This window comes from Flammeovirgaceae bacterium SG7u.111 (genome assembly GCA_034044135.1).
Taxonomy (GTDB): domain Bacteria; phylum Bacteroidota; class Bacteroidia; order Cytophagales; family Flammeovirgaceae.
The window spans coordinates 2191137-2210764 of sequence record CP139021.1 but is presented as its reverse complement, the minus strand read 5'-3'; the positions used below and the strand labels follow the sequence as shown (position 1 = coordinate 2210764).

General features: G+C 40.4%; 14 protein-coding genes. 7 read left to right on the top strand and 7 right to left on the bottom strand.

What is annotated here, in order from left to right; all coding sequences use genetic code 11:
- The first annotated feature begins 304 nt into the window (after nucleotides 1–304).
- On the top strand, nucleotides 305–4882 hold the full coding sequence (locus tag R9C00_08680; GenBank protein WPO37522.1) for a TIR domain-containing protein: 4578 nt from the start codon (nucleotides 305–307) through the stop codon (nucleotides 4880–4882).
- A gap of 157 nt (nucleotides 4883–5039) precedes the next feature.
- Nucleotides 5040–5915, top strand: coding sequence for a pyridoxal-phosphate dependent enzyme (locus R9C00_08675; protein WPO37521.1), 876 nt, complete (start codon nucleotides 5040–5042; stop codon nucleotides 5913–5915).
- A gap of 78 nt (nucleotides 5916–5993) precedes the next feature.
- On the opposite strand, the gene R9C00_08670 is transcribed toward R9C00_08675, so the two are convergent.
- From R9C00_08670 to R9C00_08645, 6 genes are all read right to left on the bottom strand, one after another.
- Complete coding sequence (locus R9C00_08670; protein WPO37520.1) at nucleotides 5994–6737, bottom strand: head GIN domain-containing protein; 744 nt, start codon at nucleotides 6735–6737, stop codon at nucleotides 5994–5996.
- Between the two features lie 422 nt (nucleotides 6738–7159).
- On the bottom strand, nucleotides 7160–8563 hold the full coding sequence (locus tag R9C00_08665; GenBank protein WPO37519.1) for an efflux transporter outer membrane subunit: 1404 nt from the start codon (nucleotides 8561–8563) through the stop codon (nucleotides 7160–7162).
- A complete protein-coding gene (locus tag R9C00_08660; GenBank protein ID WPO37518.1) occupies nucleotides 8544–11702 on the bottom strand; it encodes an efflux RND transporter permease subunit in 3159 nt (1052 codons plus the stop codon). The genes R9C00_08665 and R9C00_08660 overlap by 20 nt, the downstream gene beginning before the upstream one ends.
- Before the next feature lie 20 nt (nucleotides 11703–11722).
- A complete protein-coding gene (locus tag R9C00_08655; protein ID WPO37517.1) occupies nucleotides 11723–12871 on the bottom strand; it encodes an efflux RND transporter periplasmic adaptor subunit in 1149 nt (382 codons plus the stop codon).
- A 38-nt stretch (nucleotides 12872–12909) separates the two neighbouring features.
- The gene (locus tag R9C00_08650; protein ID WPO37516.1) at nucleotides 12910–13407 is read right to left on the bottom strand and encodes a hypothetical protein; all 498 of its coding nucleotides are present in this window, start codon (nucleotides 13405–13407) and stop codon (nucleotides 12910–12912) included.
- A 331-nt stretch (nucleotides 13408–13738) separates the two neighbouring features.
- Nucleotides 13739–14722 carry a lysylphosphatidylglycerol synthase transmembrane domain-containing protein gene (locus tag R9C00_08645; GenBank protein ID WPO37515.1) on the bottom strand — a complete coding sequence of 328 codons (984 nt, stop codon included), beginning with the start codon at nucleotides 14720–14722 and terminating at the stop codon, nucleotides 13739–13741.
- Nucleotides 14723–14825: 103 nt separating this feature from the next.
- Here R9C00_08645 and R9C00_08640 point away from each other — a divergent pair, with 103 nt between their 5' ends.
- From R9C00_08640 to R9C00_08620, 5 genes are all read left to right on the top strand, one after another.
- Complete coding sequence (locus R9C00_08640) at nucleotides 14826–15374, top strand: TetR/AcrR family transcriptional regulator (protein WPO37514.1); 549 nt, start codon at nucleotides 14826–14828, stop codon at nucleotides 15372–15374.
- Nucleotides 15375–15438: 64 nt separating this feature from the next.
- Nucleotides 15439–16248, top strand: coding sequence for an SDR family oxidoreductase (locus R9C00_08635; protein ID WPO37513.1), 810 nt, complete (start codon nucleotides 15439–15441; stop codon nucleotides 16246–16248).
- Nucleotides 16249–16314: 66 nt separating this feature from the next.
- Nucleotides 16315–16671, top strand: coding sequence for a DoxX family protein (locus R9C00_08630; protein ID WPO37512.1), 357 nt, complete (start codon nucleotides 16315–16317; stop codon nucleotides 16669–16671).
- A gap of 209 nt (nucleotides 16672–16880) precedes the next feature.
- Nucleotides 16881–17459, top strand: a complete 579-nt coding sequence (locus R9C00_08625) for an RNA polymerase sigma factor (protein WPO37511.1) — start codon at nucleotides 16881–16883, stop codon at nucleotides 17457–17459.
- A complete protein-coding gene (locus R9C00_08620; protein ID WPO37510.1) occupies nucleotides 17434–19038 on the top strand; it encodes an outer membrane beta-barrel protein in 1605 nt (534 codons plus the stop codon). The genes R9C00_08625 and R9C00_08620 overlap by 26 nt, the downstream gene beginning before the upstream one ends.
- Nucleotides 19039–19045: 7 nt before the next feature.
- Here R9C00_08620 and R9C00_08615 read toward each other — a convergent pair whose 3' ends face one another.
- Nucleotides 19046–19615, bottom strand: a complete 570-nt coding sequence (locus R9C00_08615; protein ID WPO37509.1) for a cysteine hydrolase family protein — start codon at nucleotides 19613–19615, stop codon at nucleotides 19046–19048.
- Nucleotides 19616–19628: the final 13 nt, after the last annotated feature.

Genomic DNA, 19628 nt, shown 5'->3' with positions numbered 1-19628 from the left:
AATTGTAAAGGTTTTAATATGAACTTATTGTTAACACAAAGTTACTTATATATTTACCATTACGCAAGAAGTATGCTAATGTTGTATATAAAATAGCTTCATTTTTATTTTAAAAGACATTATTTTGCATTAGAGCAATACCCAATAAATTTGTTTACATTAAATTCACATAAAAGCAAAATAGCCCTTAACACTCCAAATACTGTTTTCCATAACGTAACACTTTCTTTAATCGTAATATTCATTTAACTTGGTCATGAATCTAGCTAGTTATGCTGCCTAACCCTAACACACATACCAAATAATGCTCGAGAAGAAGGATATTTTCATTTCATATGGGCGGAAAGAAAGCAAGGCTTTTGCCCGCAAACTGCATGACAGCTTAGTAGAAAGTGGTTATACAGTTTGGTTGGATATGATTAACATACCTGCTGGCGACGACTATCAGCAGCGGATAGATAATGGCATAGAAAGCGCAGACAACTTTCTGTTTGTAATTTCCCCTCACGCACTTCAGTCAGAATTTTGCCTCAAAGAAATTCTCCATGCCGAAGCCTATAACAAACGGATATTTCCCATCCTGCATGTAGAAGCAGAAAAAGACGATCCGGTTTGGGGGAAAATGCATCCTAACATTCGTAAAACTCACTGGATTTCGCTTAGAGAGCAAGCAGATATTAGCTTACCCCTTGAGAACTGGCAACCTATTGACGATTATGCAAAAGGGCTAAACGACCTAAAACTCGCCATTGAAACTCAAAAAAGCTATGTAGACCAACATACAAAGTTGTTACTAAGGGCTTTGGAGTGGAAAAAGAAAAGGCAAAAAACCAAATATTTACTAGTAGGCGACCGCAGGCACGAGGCACAAAACTGGCTTCTCAAAGAATTTAAAGCTCCAGAACAGCCGCCTTGCCTTCCCACAGACTTACATGCCGAATACATTTGCGATTCGAAAAAGAACGCCGAAAACCTGATGACCAACATGTTCATTTCCCACCCTACGGGAAATGTGGAAATCAGGGAAAAAGTGGAAAAATCGTTAGCCAGAAATGGCATTACCACCTGGACTCACTTACGCGACATACAGTCGGGTGAGGATGCCGAACAGGCTACACTTACAGGGATAGAACAAGCAGACAATTTCCTGTTTTTTATCTCCAAAGAATCAATTGTATCGGAAAACTGTCTTAGAGAACTTAACTACGCTTTCCAGCTCAATAAACGAATCATTCCGCTACTTATAGAAGAAGTAGCTGCGAACGAGTTTCCCGATTTGCTCAAAGGATTAAGCTGCATAGACTTCACAAACAACGTAGCTCTCGACGATTTTGAAAAAGATATCGATCAGATCCTGAAAGTGATCAACGAGGATGGCCGATATTTTGAAAAACACAAAATCCTTTTGGCGCAAGCGCTCAAATGGCAGCGTCAAAAGCATAATACCAGCATTTTGCTAAGAGGCTTCAACCTTCAAAATGCAAAAGTTTGGCTGGGACAGGGAAAACAAAAAGGGAAATATGCCCCAACTGACCTTCACGAGGAATTTATAAAAGCAAGTGAAGCACATGATGGGGAAATGGACATTGAAGTCTTCATTGCCTACTCGCGAAAAGACGGCGACTTTGCACGCAAGCTCAACGCCGAACTAGAACTGAATGGAAAAACAACTTGGTTCGACCAGGATAGTATAGCAGAAGGGGCTGATTTTGAAGAAGAGATAAAAAAGGGAATTGCTTCTGCCGATAACTTTTTGTTCATTATTTCCCCAGACTCTGTCAACTCTTCTTACTGCATAGAAGAAGTTGCCTACGCCGAAAAACTTGGCAAAAGGTTCATCAATGTAATGGTGCGCCCTACGGACGCCTCCCTTTTGCCCGAGGCGCTTTCTAAGGTGCAGTGGGTAAACTTTGAGCATGAGAATGCCGACTTCCAAGCCGCTTTTAACCAGCTGATGCGTACCCTCAACATTGACCGAGAGCATGTGCAAAGCCACAAAAAATGGCAACAAAAGGCAATGGATTGGCAGGAGCAGGTCAAAAAGTCGGGCGATGAAAATAGTGCAAAAGAATTGCTTTTGGGCGAAGTTGAGTCTGTCCAAGCAGAAGCTTGGCTTTTAGATACAAAATCGGCTAAAAAAGACCCTCCGCCCACTTCCCTTCAAGAAAAATTTATTGCCTTGAGCAAGGAAACCGTTCAGGCTATCCGCCAAAAGGAAAAACAAATAGAGGAAACGCTCAGGAAACGTCTTAGAATTGTTCGAATAGCCTTGGTGGCTGCATTTGTGCTTTTACTTGTGGCGGTGGCTAGTTTTGGTATTGCCGAATATAACCGCCAAATAGCCCGAGAAAACGAGATAAAAGCGGCAAAAAGTGCGAGTGAAGCCAAATCGCTTTTGCTCACAAATACAGCAGTTGGGCTTTTGGTAAGCGAGAACAACCCTACCAAAGCCATGAGCGTGGCCTTGGAAGCATATGACTTGGTAAAAACCGATCCGCCGAAGCCAATCTTAGACGCTTTGGATAATTTCTTGAACATACAAAACTTCAAAAACCTTAAGCATGCCCGAAGGGTAAACTATTCTGCCTTTGTTCCCAATCACAATTTGGTTTTGACTTGCTCGGATGACAACACCGCCAAGCTTTGGAAAACTGATGGTTCGTTGGTGAAAACTCTTGACGGCCATCAGGACCTAGTAGACACAGCAGTTTTTTCCCAAGACGGCAATTTTATCGTCACATGCTCTAGAGATAAAAAAGCTATATTATGGAGCGACGAAGGCTTCTTTATCACCTCTCTTGCAGGACACTCCGACCGAGTTACTGGCGCATCTTTTTCCAATGATGGAAGCTCGTTGGTCACGTGGTCAAGAGACGGGACAGCCAGGGTTTGGGAAATAAACGGGAGAAGATCAAGACTGGTAAAAGTGCTAGACGGAGAAGGTGGAGCTGTAATAGAAGCAAACATTTCCCCTGATGGAGGTTTTATTTATACTCTTACAGAAAATGGTACTGGGAAGTTATGGAGAAGCAATGGGGTTTTCCTAAGTACGTTGGAACTTGGAAACGGATATAACCCCGTTAATTTTGCCAAGTTCTCGCCCAAACCTAATGATCCTTGGCTTTTCATTGCATCTAGCAATGGAAATGCTAAAATATACGACCTTGCCACAGGTTATAAAAGAATCTTCAATCTTGGTTTTGAACCTAAGCGCATTGCCCCAGCAAGCAGAAGCTTTTTCAATACCATAAATATCACCGACACGGTAAAACTTGACACCGTAGGCCTTCACAGCCATGCAATTGCAGATGTAAAACTTTCGCCAGATGGCTCCTTACTACTTACCCGGTCAGACAATGAGGCAAAGCTTTGGAACATGAACGAGCTATTAGCTGGTATAGGTCCTAGAATGGCAATACAGTCAATGCCTGATGACATGAAAAACAAGCAGATTTTGTTAGCTGACCTTAGTTTCTTGGACGGCTCAAACATCGACTTCATCAAGTTTAGCGAGCATGCCGCTCCTGATAGCCTTAGAATTCTTACCGCTAACCAAAACGGTAAGGCAAGACTTTGGAGGTATAATGGCAACTTACTTTGCGATGCAAATTTCTCAGGTTATTCCCGTCCACTTAGGCTTTTTGAATTTTCGCCAAATGGCAACCAACTTCTCACCGCATCTTCAAGCGGAAGGGTGAAACTTTGGGAAATAGGCGACAACCCAGCAGGCGATGGTAGAGCGGTCAATTTCAAAGCAGACCTGAGCGGTCATCTGCTCGGCATCAATAGCTTAGACTTTTCCCCAAATGGAAACTTGATGCTTACTTCTTCGGCAGACCAAACTGCCAAAATATGGGAATTGCAGCCCAACCCTTTTAAAGGCGGCCATCACCCTGAGGCAATTTCCCAGTGGAGGATAGAGCACCCCACTCCTCCCCTTACGCCCGAAGACCGTGTTGCTTTTGATCTCCTCGAACCTATCGAGGAAGTCATTACCATGCGGGATACAGTTAGGTTTCGAGTATATGGCGATTATTTTGCCAACATCCAAAGGCTTTCAGATGCCAAGTTGCTTTACGAGAATTATGAAAGTATAGCTCATTCGCCAAGAGTGTTCACCTCGCTAGCCGAAGTGAATTGGCAACTGGGAAAAGACTACAAACTGGAGCCATTTGCCGCAGCAGAGGTAGCTGAAGAGCTAAAAGTTTACGCACGTTTCTTCAAAACAGAAGCCGATAGCTTAAAAGCAATTCAACGTCCTAATGATGCCATGAAACTTTATGGTTTTTCGGAAGAACTATACAAAAAGCTTCACACAAAAGAACAAACAGCTCAAACTACTATAGAGCTTGCCGACGTCAGGTTCTCTTTAAGCAAAGAAATAGACCTAGATATTTTCGATTCGGATGATCCAGCAGAGATAGAAATGTATGCTCTTTTCCTTTCCCAGCGCTGGTCGTCCCTGCCTTGGGCAAAACGTATTCCTGCTTATGAGGCATCTGCCAAACTATACCGCAAACTACTCCGAATCAACAGGAAAGCTGGGGCAGACATTGCCAAAAACAAGCGTGATTTGGCAAATGTTTACAACAGCCTAGCTTATTACTATTTGTTCGACCAAAAGTTTGAAAAAGCTGAAAAAGCAGCCCTGCTTGGGCTACGGGCAGACGACACCTACCCTTGGACCAATACCAAACTTGCCTTAGCTTATTTATACCAAGGAAAATACGATCAGGCAGAAGAAGTTTTCCGTACGTATAAAGGACAGGCTTATGGAAAAGATAATTATACGGAGCGCTTTTTGGGATATATGGACAATCTAGAGAAAGCAGGAATATACAACGAAGCAGTAGAACAAGCTAGGGCTTTTTTGAAAAGCTAAGCTAGTTTTTACTACAAATACTTGACATTCATTCAATGCTTCCGTATTTTAATAAAGTACAAACATTCTGTATTTTCTTGTCCTAAATAATTAATGATACATAAAGCGTTGTTATTTTGAACAATATCCAAGTTTTAACCTAATAATTAGAAGAAAAGTGGAGGTAACTATCAATCAAACACCCATTGAACGAGTAAACGATCCTGAATTAGCTCCGTATGGAGTAGAGCTGTTGGTAAAAAGAGATGACCTAATTCACCCGACCGTTTCAGGTAACAAGTGGCGCAAACTAAAGTATAATATCAGCGAAGCTAGAGACAAAAGGTTTGATACCCTATTAACTTTTGGCGGAGCATTCTCTAACCATATCTATGCTACAGCGGCAGGTGGTAGGCTTTTTAGGCTCAATACCATTGGGATAATCAGAGGAGAGGAAACCAAGCCTCTCAACAACACCCTCGAATTTGCCATTTCCCAAGGAATGAAACTGCACTACATGGACAGGGAAAAGTACCGCAAAAAAACATCACCTGAAGTAATAGCCGAACTGAAAGAACGATTTGGAAATTTCTACCTCGTACCCGAAGGAGGGTCAAATAACTTGGCTGTACGTGGAGTAGCAGAGATCATTCCCGAAATAGACCAAGGTTTTGACTGCATTTGCACAGCTGTAGGTACTGGCGGTACGTTGGCAGGTTTAGTTGCTGGCTTAGGAGGAAAGAAAAAAGTATTGGGCATCGCTTCGCTCAAAGGAGCCGACTTCCTTAAAGAGGATGTCACACAGCTCATCAAAGATTTCAACGGGCAAGCGTACGACAACTGGTCTGTCAACCTCGACTACCACTTTGGCGGTTATGCCAAGTCAACACCCGAACTACTTGCTTTCATGAAAAAATTTGAGCGGGCCAATAAAATCCCATTAGAATTTATTTATACTGGAAAAATGATGTATGCCATCTACGAGCTTATCAAAAATGGCTACTTCAAAAAAGGGGAAACCGTACTAGCGCTCCATACAGGTGGAATTAGGTAAGAAATAACCCAAGTAAAAACAAACAGGAAGGCCGATCTCAATAAAGACCGGCCTTCCTGTTTTATAAAGACTTAACACCTACTTTTTTATAATATCAGACTCTCCTAAAATTATCCCTTTACTCAGCTTTGCCGTTCCTTCGTACCTCACATCCACTTCGCCGAGCGAAGTAACTACCACTTTATCAGTAGAATTGATAGAGACCCTTCCTTCTCCATACGACTTCACTTTGCTTTTTTGGGCAATCAAACCCTTCGATTTGACCTCATTTTCCCCATACGATTTATACACCTGCGTTTCTACTTTCCCAGCCGATATCTTCACATAATTCTCCCCCTTCAAATTCAGCTTCAGCTTTTTTGCATCCACAGATGCAAGCTTCACATCCGATTCTCCATATACCTTCAAGCGGAACTTTTTCGCTTCAATGGGCGATTTACAAACAGCATCCTCCTCTCCTCTTATCACCAATTTTGTAAGGTCTGTATACGTCACATAAGCCGTCACCATCGCCCCTTTGTAAATATTGTACGAGTTTCTCGAATACCCGTGCCGCTCTTTTTTATACTTGGGCAGTAACCTTGCCTTGTCCAGAAAAACTTGCAGTTTCTTCCCTTTCACTCGGTAATTTATCTTTTCTTCATCAATCCCGCTAAAATCCATTCTGATTGACTCCTTCTCGCCTTTCACCAAAATCAGGTTGATATCAGGACTGACCACCAACTTGGTGAAAGCAGGCAAATCCACTTCTTGGGCAAACCCTGTACCCATTCCAAAGCTTAACAATAGCGCAATTAGCAGTATTTTTTTGAGGTTAGACATTCCCATGTTTTTTTTGTTTTATTTCTATAAATGAATTTGAAAAGAAAAAAATGTATTCTTCATTTCCCATTCAAAAGATGGATCAATTGGAAGAAGGTTGCATGGAGCGTGAATAAGTTTGGAAAAACAATTTATTCCTCCTCCACCGACTAAATAGAACTTTTGAAAATTATAATTGCCCTCCAAAATAATAACTGGAACAAACTGGCAGATATGGACTAAAATCCCTACGGAAAGGGGTAGTTCTTCGATCGGCTTTTTTATAAGTCGCTCAAACTTTTGAAATTAATCAAACTAGTTGTCAAAAAAACAAGCCTATTTATTTAACTAAAAATGATGTGGTAAGAGAGTAAGTGGGTAAATAAAAAAGGGCTTTCGCAAAATGCAAAAGCCCTTTTTACTAAACACTAAATGAAAAATCGTTAAATTTTCCCACCTCCTAGTGCACGGTAAAGCTGCACTATTGATTGGAGACGGGAAAACTCTATTTGGACAAGTGTCAATTGTGTATTCAAAGCATTGTTTTTCGCCGTGAGTACTTCCAAATAGTTGGCTAAACCGTAGGTTTGCAATTCTTCTGAATATTCGATTGCATCCATCAGAGCCGCCTTTTCTTGCTCTTTTATCACTAGTTTTCCATCGTTGGCTTCATAGGTATAAAGTGCGTCGGAAACTTCTCGATAAGCGGTAAGAATAGTTTGTTTGTAGTTTAGTAAAGCAATTTCTTGTTGTGCTTTTGTCACTTCTAGCTGAGTTTTCAATCTTCTTCTCCCAAAAATAGGCTGAGTCAGGTTAGCCAATGCATTTCCAAATAGCGAATTGACACCAAATAAGTCGGCAAATGTCAAGCTGCTCAACCCACCCGTGGCAGTGATAGAAATAGTAGGGTAAAAACTTGCCCTAGCTACATTTGTAAGCTCAAACGTGCTGATCAGGTTGTTTTCTGCGGCCAACACATCCGGCCTGTTAGAAATTAGTGCAACTGGTACGCCAATTTCATAAGGTGTTACTATTTCAATCCCATCTAATGAACTTCTTTCAATAGCACCTGGAGCTTTGCCAAGCAGTATGCTCAAGGCGTTTTCATTTATCTTGATCTGGTTGTCTATATCTAGCAAAAGTGCCTGGGCAGTATAAAACAACGCTTCGTTTTGTTTTACAGCAACTTGGGTTACTGTGCCAGCCTCTTTCAGCTCCTTAATGGTTGCTACGCTTTGCTTTCTGTTTTCAATCGTCGAGAGAATTACCTCCCTTTGTTTGTCCAGAGAAAGAAGCAAGAAATAGTTTGTGGCAATACTAGCTATAAGTTGCGAACGCACGGCTTGTTGCGCATTTTGGGTCTGTAAATATTGGGCTAAAGCAGCCTTTTTTTGGCTTTTTATTTTCCCCCAAATATCTGCTTCCCAAGAAAGGCTGCCTGATAAGTTCAATTGGTCAAACCACACTCTGTTTTCTATAAAGCTTCCATTGATCGAATTGAGCGAGATCGTACTTTTTCCACCATTCGCGTCCATCTGAAAAGTGGGGTAAAAACCTGCTTTAGCCTGTTTTAAATAAGATTCGGTCATCAATAAATTTTGAACCGCAATCTGCGCATCTATATTATTGGCAAAGCCAACTTCAATATGTCTTTGCAGGATGGTATCTGAAAAGAACTCCATCCAATCATATTGGGCAATGGAGCTTGTGTCAGAGTAATCTTGCCCACTTCTAAATCCATCATGCTGAACAAGTTGAGGTCTTTCGTAATTCTTTGTAATCTTACATGATTGGGCAAAAAGCAATGCCCCAATCACGATAAGTATTTTATATTGTTTGTGTTTCATGCTGGGTTTCATTTGAGAATTTGATTGGCTTAATTTTCTCTTGTAGAGTTTGAAATATCACAAAGAAAGTTGGGATAATCAGAAGGCCTAAAACAGTACCGACAAGCAGCCCAAATACGGCACCAGTTGCCAGGGACCTGTTTCCTACCGCGCCTACACCCGTGGCTAATACCAGTGGCATTAAGCCAACGATAAAAGCAAAAGATGTCATCAGGATAGGTCGAAGGCGCTCTTTCGCACCGAGAATAGCCGCTTGGACAATTGAATGTCCATTTTTTCTTTCCTGCAAGGCAAACTCCACAATCAGAATCGCATTTTTTGCCAGTAGCCCTATGAGCATGATGAGCGCGATCTGAAAATAGATGTTGTTTTCAAGCCCGGCGAATTTTTGGGCGGCAAAAGCTCCCATTACACCAATAGGCAATGAAAGAATGATAGAAAATGGCACAATATAGCTTTCGTATTGGGCTGATAAAAGTAAAAAGACAAAGACGACAGCCAACATAAAGATCACAATAGTTTGTGAACCAGAGCTAATTTCTTCCCTAGTAAGTCCAGAAAAATCGATGTCATAGCTTGGAGGAAGTGTTTGTTGTGCCACTTCTTGTACAACTCTGATGGCATCACCTGTACTGTATCCTTCTGCAGGAGCACCGGAAATAGCGGCGGAAGTAAACAAGTTGAATCGGCTAACGGACTGAGGACCATACACTCTTTCTAAGCTTACATACTCCGTGATAGGAGACATATTTCCATTGTTATTCCTTATGTAAATTTTGTCTAGACTCTCTTTGTTGTTCCTTTCTTCAGGAAGAGACTGAACCATTACCCTATATTGCTTTCCAAACTTGTTGAAATCTGCTGCATACACACCACCAACGTATCCGCTTAGCGCAGAGAAAATGCTAGAAATAGCGACTCCTTTTTGCTTTGCCAAATCAACATTGATTTTGAGCTCATACTGAGGAAATTTCGTATTCAATGAACTTTGAGAATATAAAATCTCTGGCCGTTTCATCAGCTCACCCATAAAGTTTTGAGCTGTTTCGTCTAGCTCTTTAATGGTACTCCCCCCTTTATCAAGTAGTTGTACTTCAAATCCAGAGCTAATACTAAACCCAGGAACACTTGGAGGACTAAAAAAGATAAGCCTTGCTTCAGGTATTTTCATGTTCAAGGCGAACAACCTACCTGTGATTGCCTCAATAGATTGGCTTTTATCTTTTCCTCGCTCTTTCCAGTCTTTAAGCCTAATAAGGGCAAGTCCATAGTTATTGCCTTCTCCATTAATCAGGCTTCGTCCAATTACAAAGCTCAGGCCTGCAACTCCTGGTATTTGGCTTGCTTCATCGTTCAGTTCGGTAAGTACTTTATAGGTTCTGTCAAGAGAAGATCCTGCTGGTAATTCTATGTTACCAAAAACAAGTTTTCTGTCTTCATTAGGCACGAACCCGGTTGGGGTAGTTTGGCTAACCCACCAAATAACTCCAGCAGACGCTGCGATGGAAAGGTAAGCGATCCATTTTCTGTTTATTATGAACCCTACAACCTTTACATATCGCTGGCTAAGCGCGTTGAAAATAGTGTTGAATGCATCGTAAAAGCGCTGTACAAATCCCTTTTTATGTTCTTCTTCGCTGTGAGGCTTTAAGAATAAGGCACAAAGCATTGGACTCAATGTAAGTGCGTTAACTGCAGAAATGAAAATTGCAATTACCAATGTGATCCCGAATTGCTGATAGAAAACCCCAGTTGAACCTGAAATAAAGGTAACAGGAATAAATACAGCTGCCATCACCAATGTGATAGAAATAATCGCAGCAGTAATTCCACTCATTGCATTATTGGTGATCTTTTTGATATCACCTTCCCCTTTCGATTTCTCCAGCTTGGCGTGAACTGCCTCCACTACCACAATGGCATCATCCACTACAATCCCGATGGCAAGTACGAGTGCAAATAGGGTGAGTAGGTTGATGGAAAACCCAAAAAGGTTCAGGAAGAAAAATGTACCTATAATAGAAACTGGTACCGCAATAGCTGGAATAAGCGTAGAGCGAAAATCTTGTAAGAAAATAAACACAACGATAAACACCAGTACAAATGCTTCTAAAAGGGTACTAAGCACTTTGTTTAAGGATGCAGTCAAAAATTCGTTGGTATCGTAGTTTACCAGGTAATCAATCCCTTTGGGGAAGTTTGGCCTGTTTTCTTCTAGGAATGCGGTAATGTTTTCAATGATCTCCTGAGCATTCGATCCAGGTGTTTGGTAAATAGCCAGCGTTAAGGAGGGGTTTCCATCTGTTTCCCCCGTAGAGGCATAAGAAAAAGCAGAAAGTTCTATTTCTGCAACATCTTTGAGTTTCAACAGGCGGCCATCTGCCCCAGTTTTTATTACAATGTCCTCATATTGAGATACATCATTATATTTACCACTGTATTTGATCACGTACTGGAATGCTTCCCCATTATTTTGACCCAATTGGCCAGGAGCAGCCTGCGTACTTTGCTCGTTGATGGCACTGATAACATCTGAAGGAACCAAACCGAAATTGGCTAGCCTATCAGGTTTTAACCAAACCCTCATGGCATAGTCCTTTGCTCCAAAAACCGTTGCTTCACCAACACCATTGATTCGCTTGAGTGCTGGCACAATATTGATATTCAGGTAGTTTTGGATAAAAACATCGTCATACTCCTCATTTAAAGAATAAAATGACATAAACATCAAAGAACTTGTTTGTCTTTTTTGTGTAACTACGCCAAACCTCGTTACCTCACTAGGCAGCAGAGGGGTTGCCCTTGCTACTCTGTTTTGTACGTTTACAGCCGCAATATCAGGATCTGTGCCTTGTTTGAAGAACACACTAATATTAGCAGAACCAGAGTTGCTGGCTGTCGAAGTGATATAGGTCATATTCTCGACACCGTTCACTTGTTCTTCTATAGGCGTAATAACACTCTTCAACACCGTTTCTGCGTCAGCTCCGGTATAAGTGGCTGAGATGGTGATTGTAGGCGGAGCAATATCAGGATACTGCGTTACGGGCAATATCGCTATCCCTAAAACTCCAAGTAGTACAATAAAAATTGATACTACAGTGGAGAGTACGGGTCTCTCAATAAAAGTTTTAATCATTTTGTTTGTCGTTGGTAGGTTTACATGACTTTTTGTGAACGAAGTACGATTTGGTCAACCCCTACTACTTGAGGAGTGATTGACATGCCATCTTTAAGGCTTCCTAAACCAGAAGCAGCAACTGATTCACCTTTGTTCAGACCGCTTTCAATTATCGCCAAGTTGTCCACTCGGTCAATCAACTTAATCATAGTAGCTTTGACAGTATTAGTAGAGTCCAACTTGTAGACATACACAAAACCTTGTTGTTCGAATGTAGCAGACTCAGGAATGACCAAGGCATTTTTGTATGTTTTGGCCACTTTGATTTTTCCGGTATTGCCATTATTTAGCATACCATTTTTATTGTCGAATGTTGCTCTGAAAAGGATTGTACCTGTGTTTGGGTCTATCTGTCCTGTAGTAGCTTCTAATTTCCCTTTTTCTTCGTAGATAGAACCATTGGCAAGTTCAAGCTCAACTTCAGGATAGTTTGCAATCTTTTCTTGAAGATTCTTACCCTTAGATTGCTGGTAAAAGTCGATGTATTGTTTTTCGTTAAGGTTAAAATAGGCATACACTTCTTTCGAATCGGAAATAACAGTCAGTGGAGTTTGGTCCGAAGGACTTACTAAACTTCCTTTCCTGTAATTCAATTTACCTACTATGCCATTTATTGAGCTGTGAATTGTGGAGAACTTTATGTTTTCCTCCATGCTTTTGTAATTGGCTATGGCTACTTGGTAAGCAGCTTGAGTTTGGCTCAGGGTTGCTTTGGCAGTCTCTAATTGAACTTGGCTTATGATTTGTTTCTCAACCAGTGGCTTAAGTTTATCCACTTCAACTTGTGCTGCATTCACGTTAGCCTTTGCTGCACTTATCTGCGCTTTTGCTGCTTCGGCATCCTTTGTCATTATATTCGTTTCCAGCTTATAAAGTAGTTGCCCTGCTACTACTTCTTCTCCTTCATCCACATATACTTCTTGGATATAACCTCCTATTTTAGGCCGTACTTCGTTGTTGTTTTTACCTTTAATCTCTGCTGGGAAAGTTGTGTATTTCTGTACGTTCCTTTGTATGATTTCTACAACTGGTAAAGGACGTGGTCCACCTTGCGGAGCATTGGTTTTTTCTTGACAAGAAAAGAGAACTAGGCAAGATAGAATTGTAATAATTGATATTTTTCTCATTCTGTTTTTAAATAAAATTTAAAGGTATTTGTGAAGTTTTATTCGTCTTCAATATTTTGTTTGAACTCTTTGAGAAGTTCAATGACACCAGCAAAATAATTGCTGATGCTGTCATGGATTTGAGTTTTTAATGGTTGAGCATCAGTGTTTTTATTTGGACAATTATTATAACCAATTTTAAATTCCTTGATTTCGTCATGAAGCTTCTTTTCCTCTTGCATGTCCTTTATACTACTTTCAATTTTATCCAACAACACTTTTGGGATAACAGTGTAGTAGCGTTTCCTGTCTCCAGGTTTTGTATAGTAAGTAATCTTGTTAAGGTTAGTGAGCAAGTTCAAACTTGTAGAGACCGTACTTTTGCTAGCTTTATGAATCGCAATCAGATCATCAAAAGTTAACCCATTGGGTTCATACATTATGATGGTGGCTTTTATCCTTGCAGCAAGTGGGGGAAGGTTTTCTTTATTTTCAAACACCAACCCTAGTTTCTCAATCAGTCTAAACTTCTTTTCTTCAAAGTCTTTAAAATCCATTTTCAATATTTCATTTTTTACTAAATACAATGCAAAGGTATAGTTAGTTCGGTAAATACCGAACTAACTAGAAACAAAACATATATTACTGTTTTAAGTAATTGATAATGAGCAATAAAAATATTAATTATTTTTTCACAAAATGATACTCCGTAAGAGTACCACCAAATCATGTAAGTGTAGAAGCTAGGAGTACCCTGTCAAAAACCTTGTTTCCAAATACCTCCTGTTGAACTTATAGCATCCGATACGATTATGTTGTCCAATTCCTTTCCTAGTATCTTTGAGCAGTTTCTGCAACTTTTAACTAATAAAGAGTAAATCTAGTGATTCATTCCTCCCCCACCACCGACTTGATCGAGCTTTGGAAAATGATGACCGCTCCCCAAATAGTGATGGGTACAAACTGACAAATATGAACCAAAATCCCTACGGAAAGGGACAGTTCTTCGGGAATACCGAAGAGGGAAAGCGCTAGGATAGTCATCCCCTGAAACACGCCCACATAGCCCGGTGAAGATGGAACGAGCAGACCAAAATTCACAACCGAAAGGCATACATAACCAGCCACTAGCCAGTTAGTGGGCAAATCAAATGCCATGCAGGCGATCACGAACATTCCTCCTTCTATTAGCCAAGTGAGCAAGCCTGAAACGATGATGAGCAAAGAATTAAAATCGGGTTTGATGAAATAAAGAGCATGGTAAATTTTGTCGGTAATCCCTCCTGCTAGCTTGAACAGTTTATGTTCTTTTCCATCCAAAAAGCTGATAATCGGCTGCCCAAAAACCCGAACAACCACCAACCCTATCACCGCCACACCAAACACCGCAACAACGAGGTAAAACATCTGACTAAACCATTCTTTTTCAAACACACCTTGCCCCGTCCAGAGCACGGCTAGGGAAAGGATAAGTAACAAACTGACCCCGTCGAGTATTTTTTCGGTGAGCACCGAAGACAGCGAAGTAACCCTATTGAGTTGGGTTCGTTTGCTGAAAAATGCCATTCGAAGAATTTCCCCTCCCCTTGCAGGAATCACATTATTACCAGCAAAACCAACCACTACTCCTTTCAAATATTCGGTGTACTTAATCCCACTAAAGTTGGAAAGCATGAGTTTCCACCTCCAAGCCCTCACAAAAAATGTAGTGAGATAAACCACAGGTAGCAGCACAAAGTAATAGGCAGGAACTTCCTTCAGAAGGCTAATAGCTTCGGAAAAATCTATTTTGCGGGAAAGGTACACAAGGGCGGCTATGGATACCAGAATACCAAAAACACCTATTATTTTTTTTGTAAGTCCAGACTTCATTGGGTCATTTTTTTTCTGAGCGCAAGTTTACTCATTGAGCAGTTAGAAAAAAAAATTGAAGAATTATTTGGAATGAACATTCCAAGAGCTGTATACTTGCACCGTGAACAAGAAGGAAAGTATAATAAGCGCAGCATTGGAGCTACTTGTAGAAAATGGGATACACGCTACGCCCATGTCCGCAATTGCCAAATCGGCAAATACGGGGATGGGCACTATTTACAATTACTTTCCTAACAAAGAGATTTTGATAAATGCCATTTATGTCATTATCAAACAAAAGGAAGAAAGCATCTTATTGAATGCTCCGAAAGAAGGAAGTATCAAAGCTCAATTTGAGCAATATTACCGAATAGTTACTGACTTCTATTTAGACAACCCGCTATATTTCAAATTCATACAACAACTTCAAAGCTCACCCATTATTACGAAAGAGAGCAAAAAAGAAGGCTACAAAGCTGTAGAATCAGTAATTCAGTTACTGAAAGATGGACAAGAAGCTGGGTTGGTCAAGGAAATCAAGATTGAAGAATTGTTACAATTTTTAGGTGGGGCTATTATCTCCTACCTGAGATGGGTTACAACATATGAAATTAATAATTCAAGTATAAACAATCAACTGCGTCTTGTTTGGGACGCTATTAAAAAGTAAAAAAATTTAATTAAAATTTGGAATGAATATTCACTCCAATATTACTTTAAACTAAAAACAGATTATGAAAACCATTTTTATGACCGGTACATCGACCGGATTAGGAAAAGCAGCAGCACTTTTATTTGCAGAGAAAGGTTGGAAAGTAATAGCCACTATGAGAAACCCTTCAAAAGCAGAAGACTTGACTAACCATCCAAATATCCAGCTCATGGCTTTGGATGTGACCAATGCCAAGCAGATCATCGAAGTAGCAGAAAAAGCAACTTCTTTAGGAAAAATAGATGTGGTATTCAACAATGCTGGCTATGGCTTGGCTGGACCTTTTGAGGGAACAAGCGATGATCAAATACTCAGGAACATCAATACGAATCTTGTAGGTGTGATGCGCGTGGTAAGAGCATTCCTTCCCTATTTCAGAAGTAATAGAGCAGGATTGTTCTTAACGACTACTTCCGTGGGCGGAAGCATAGCCCTTCCCTTCAACTCGGTGTACCACGCTACTAAATTTGCCCTAGAAGGCTGGAGCGAGAGCATGGACTTGGAGCTGAGGAAATTTGGGATAGGTATTAAAACAATTGCTCCTGGGGGAATAAAAACAGATTTTGCCAGCCGCTCATTAGACATGTCGCAGCACGAGGCTTACAATGAAATATTTGAAAAAGTTGCTGCCATATTTAGAGATCCGAAACGGGCAGAAAGCTGGTCTTCACCTGAAACTATAGCAGAACTGGTGTATGAAGCAGCCACCGATGGCAAAGACCAACTACGCTATTATGCTGGAGTAGATGCAAAAGCATTTGTTCAGCGAAAAGAAGAAATAGGCTACAAGGCATTTCGAGATGAAATAGACCAAATGTTTTTTGGATCTTAAATCAATCATTTTTATGCCAATCTACTTAAATGTAGATTGGCTTTTTCAATTCAAAAACAAAGAAAAATGAATATAATTTATTGGGCAAGTACCTCACTACTTTCTATAATGATGCTGTGGAGTGCATTTACTTATATATTCAGCCAAGCAACTATTGAGGGAGTCAGAGAGCTTGGTTTTCCCGATTTCTTCAGAATAGAATTAGCTGTATTAAAAATTATTGGAGTTATTGTTTTACTCCTCCCTAATATCCCAACACAAATGAAAGAGTGGGCATATGCTGGGTTTGGCTTATTTCTAATCACCGCCTTTGTTGCCCATATTGCACATAAGGATTCAATAGGAATTTCATTGATATTAATTTTCTTCTTTGCGTTGCTCATAGTTTCAAATATCTATATGCATAAATTGAATTTTAACTAAGCGTGAGTAACTTTATAATATCCAAATCCCTCTTTCTTCACTCCATAATAATACCCCTTCACTATATTTTTCTTTTTTCTATACCCACGCCAACCATTTTTCAGCTTTAGTTGTCATAATGATACGCGCAAAAGAAGATAAAATAGTAACTGACAAATTGGGGATGAATAGCGCTTAGACAAATAAGGCTTGGGAACATTCCCTAAAGGATGGCAGTTTTTAAGAACATGCACGACGAAAACGAGATAATAAAAGGCTGTTGCAAAGGAGAGCGAAAAGCTCAAAAGCATCTTTTTGAAGAGTATAGCAAAAAGATGTATCCTGTGTGCATGCGTTATGCCAAAAACTCAGAAGATGCAGATGATATTCTTCAAGAGGCTTTCATAAAGATTTTTAAGAACATTAAAACTTTTAGAAAAGAATCGAGCCTCTATTATTGGATAAAACGGATAGTAATCAATACCGCGCTAAACTACCAAAGAAGTAAATTATATCTATATCCGATGGTGGATGTGCAAGACCTTCATGGACTTGCTGAAAAGGAATCTACCCTATCCAGTTTCCAACTAAAAGATTTGCTGAAGTTACTACAAACCTTGCCCGACGGGTGCAGGGTGATTTTTAACCTGTATGCAATCGAAGGGTATCAGCACAAGGAAATTGCCGAAATGCTAGGCATTAGCGTAGGGACTTCAAAATCCCAATATGCTAGGGCAAAAAGCCTTCTGAAAGATAAGATTATAGATTCGGAGAAAATTCAATATGAACAGTTCAGAGAAAAATTTTAGATCGGATTTCGATGAACAATGGCGGGAAGCTTTAGAGGGTGCTGAAATGGTTCCCCCAAAAAGTGTATGGGATGCTGTGGATAGCAACCTAAACAAAGCGGAGGCTATGCGCTTTAAAAAATACTATATTTTTTACCGTAGCGCTGCGGCTGTGCTGCTATTCTTGAGCCTTGCAGGCTTGGCTGCTTACTATCAATTTGGAAACATCCAACCTGAATACACCAAAAGCCAAGATATCGAGCTTCAACCAGAGGAATTAATTGTTAACCAACCTACTGAGAACCAAACAGTAGAAGGTTTGCAAAAGGAAACAGCTTTGCCTGCCGAAAATCCAGAAAATATTTCATCGGAAGATGGGCAACAACAAGCTTCATTACTTGCTTTAGAACAAAAACACAACACTACAGCAGCTAGCAACTCTGTAGGAAATGGCTCAAATGGAGCTCCTACAACTGCAAATGGAAACTTTCCCACACAAAAAGATCAAGAGCTGGCCGCGGCAACAACATCTGTTTATAGCCGACAAGCTAACAGGGGAACAGGTGTAGTTGGAATCAATTCTATAGCTGCAACTGAAAACGACGAAAATACCGAAACCATCAACCCACTTGCAGCCTCAACCTCTGTTCTGGCATTTGCACAAGATGATGACTTTGTGGTTGAATCAAAAGGAATTGCTTTGCAAGAAGTAAGGGACGTAGAATACGGTCATATGCACATTGATGAGAGTAAAATGTGGTATAACAGACCTGAAGTTCGCTCTAAAAAAGTAAAAAATACGGGCAACAGTTTCTTTGCCAATGTGAACCTCAACTCAGACTTTTTCAATCCGAACTTTAGCAAAGCTACTGTTGCTAGCAACAATTATTTGGCTTTTGATGGTGGAAATAAAGCCAACGGGGTATATAACAACGATGGCTATGAAAACATGGCTGTAAACAATAGAGTAAGTCAAAGTGAAATGGGCGTTGAAAACAGTCCTCAAGCATCTTTTACCTATGGCATAAATGTCGGTATGAAAGTATCGGAACATTGGATGATTGAAGGTGGAGTGAATTATTCAAACTACAACACCACTACGGCAACTACGGCTACCGTTTCTGATGGAGAGCTTAATAATAATTTGCCCCTTACCATCCAAAATGAAAGACCTGAGCTTACAGCTGATATTTCTAACCCTAAGCTTTATCATACGGGAGAAGAGCACGAAATCACTAACTCATTTGAGTTTGCATCCATCCCGATGACGGCGGGTTATGTAATCGGTATTCAGAAATTCAACCTCATTTTTAAAGCAGGAATGAGCACAGATTTCTTCCTAAGAAATGAGATCAGCGATAAAAATGACCAACTCAATAGAGTGGAAATGAGAGCAGGCAATGATTCCCCCTTTAACAGGGTGATGCTCAGCGGGGTGATTGGCAACGAGATCAACTACATGTTAGACAAACATTACAGTTTCTCACTATCAGCTAATTACCGTAAGTTCCTCAACTCATTTAGCAAATCTAATGCTGGGTTCAATAGCAACCCGAGCAGCTATGGCTTGGGAATGGTGTTCAGGTATCATTTTGAGTAAGCAACAACTACTTTGCAAGAATATCCATCAACTTTTCTGTATTCAGAATAGTAGCAAACTCTTCATGCAAACTGGCAATTGCGGTTTCATGAATGAGTTCCGCCGAATACTTCTCGCCGTTAGGACCAACTTTATCGAAAGTGGCAGTAGCATCGGAAACGAGGTAAGTTGTAAACCCTAGGTTTGCAGCCATTCTTGTAGTGGTGGAAATGCAGTGGTCTGTTGTAAGCCCCACAATCACCACCGAATCTATTCCCTCTTTATCCAAACGCTCTTTCAAACCTGTTCCTATAAAGCCACTATTCACACTTTTTTCTAATATAGGTTCAGTTGCCAAGGGCTTCACTATATCTTGAATTTCATTTCCTTTCAAGCCCTTTGCTAATTTGGACTCAGGGTTGGTAGAACAATGCTTTATGTGGAAAACCGGCATTCCTTTCGATCTCCAAAGTCCAAGAATCTTACCCGCATTTTCCTCAGCATCGAGGTTATTTCTGTGCCCTCCCCAATAGGCAATATCATCAAAACCCTGTTGGATATCTACCAAAAGCAGGGCAGTTTTCTCTTTAAAACTCATAAAAAATTCTTTA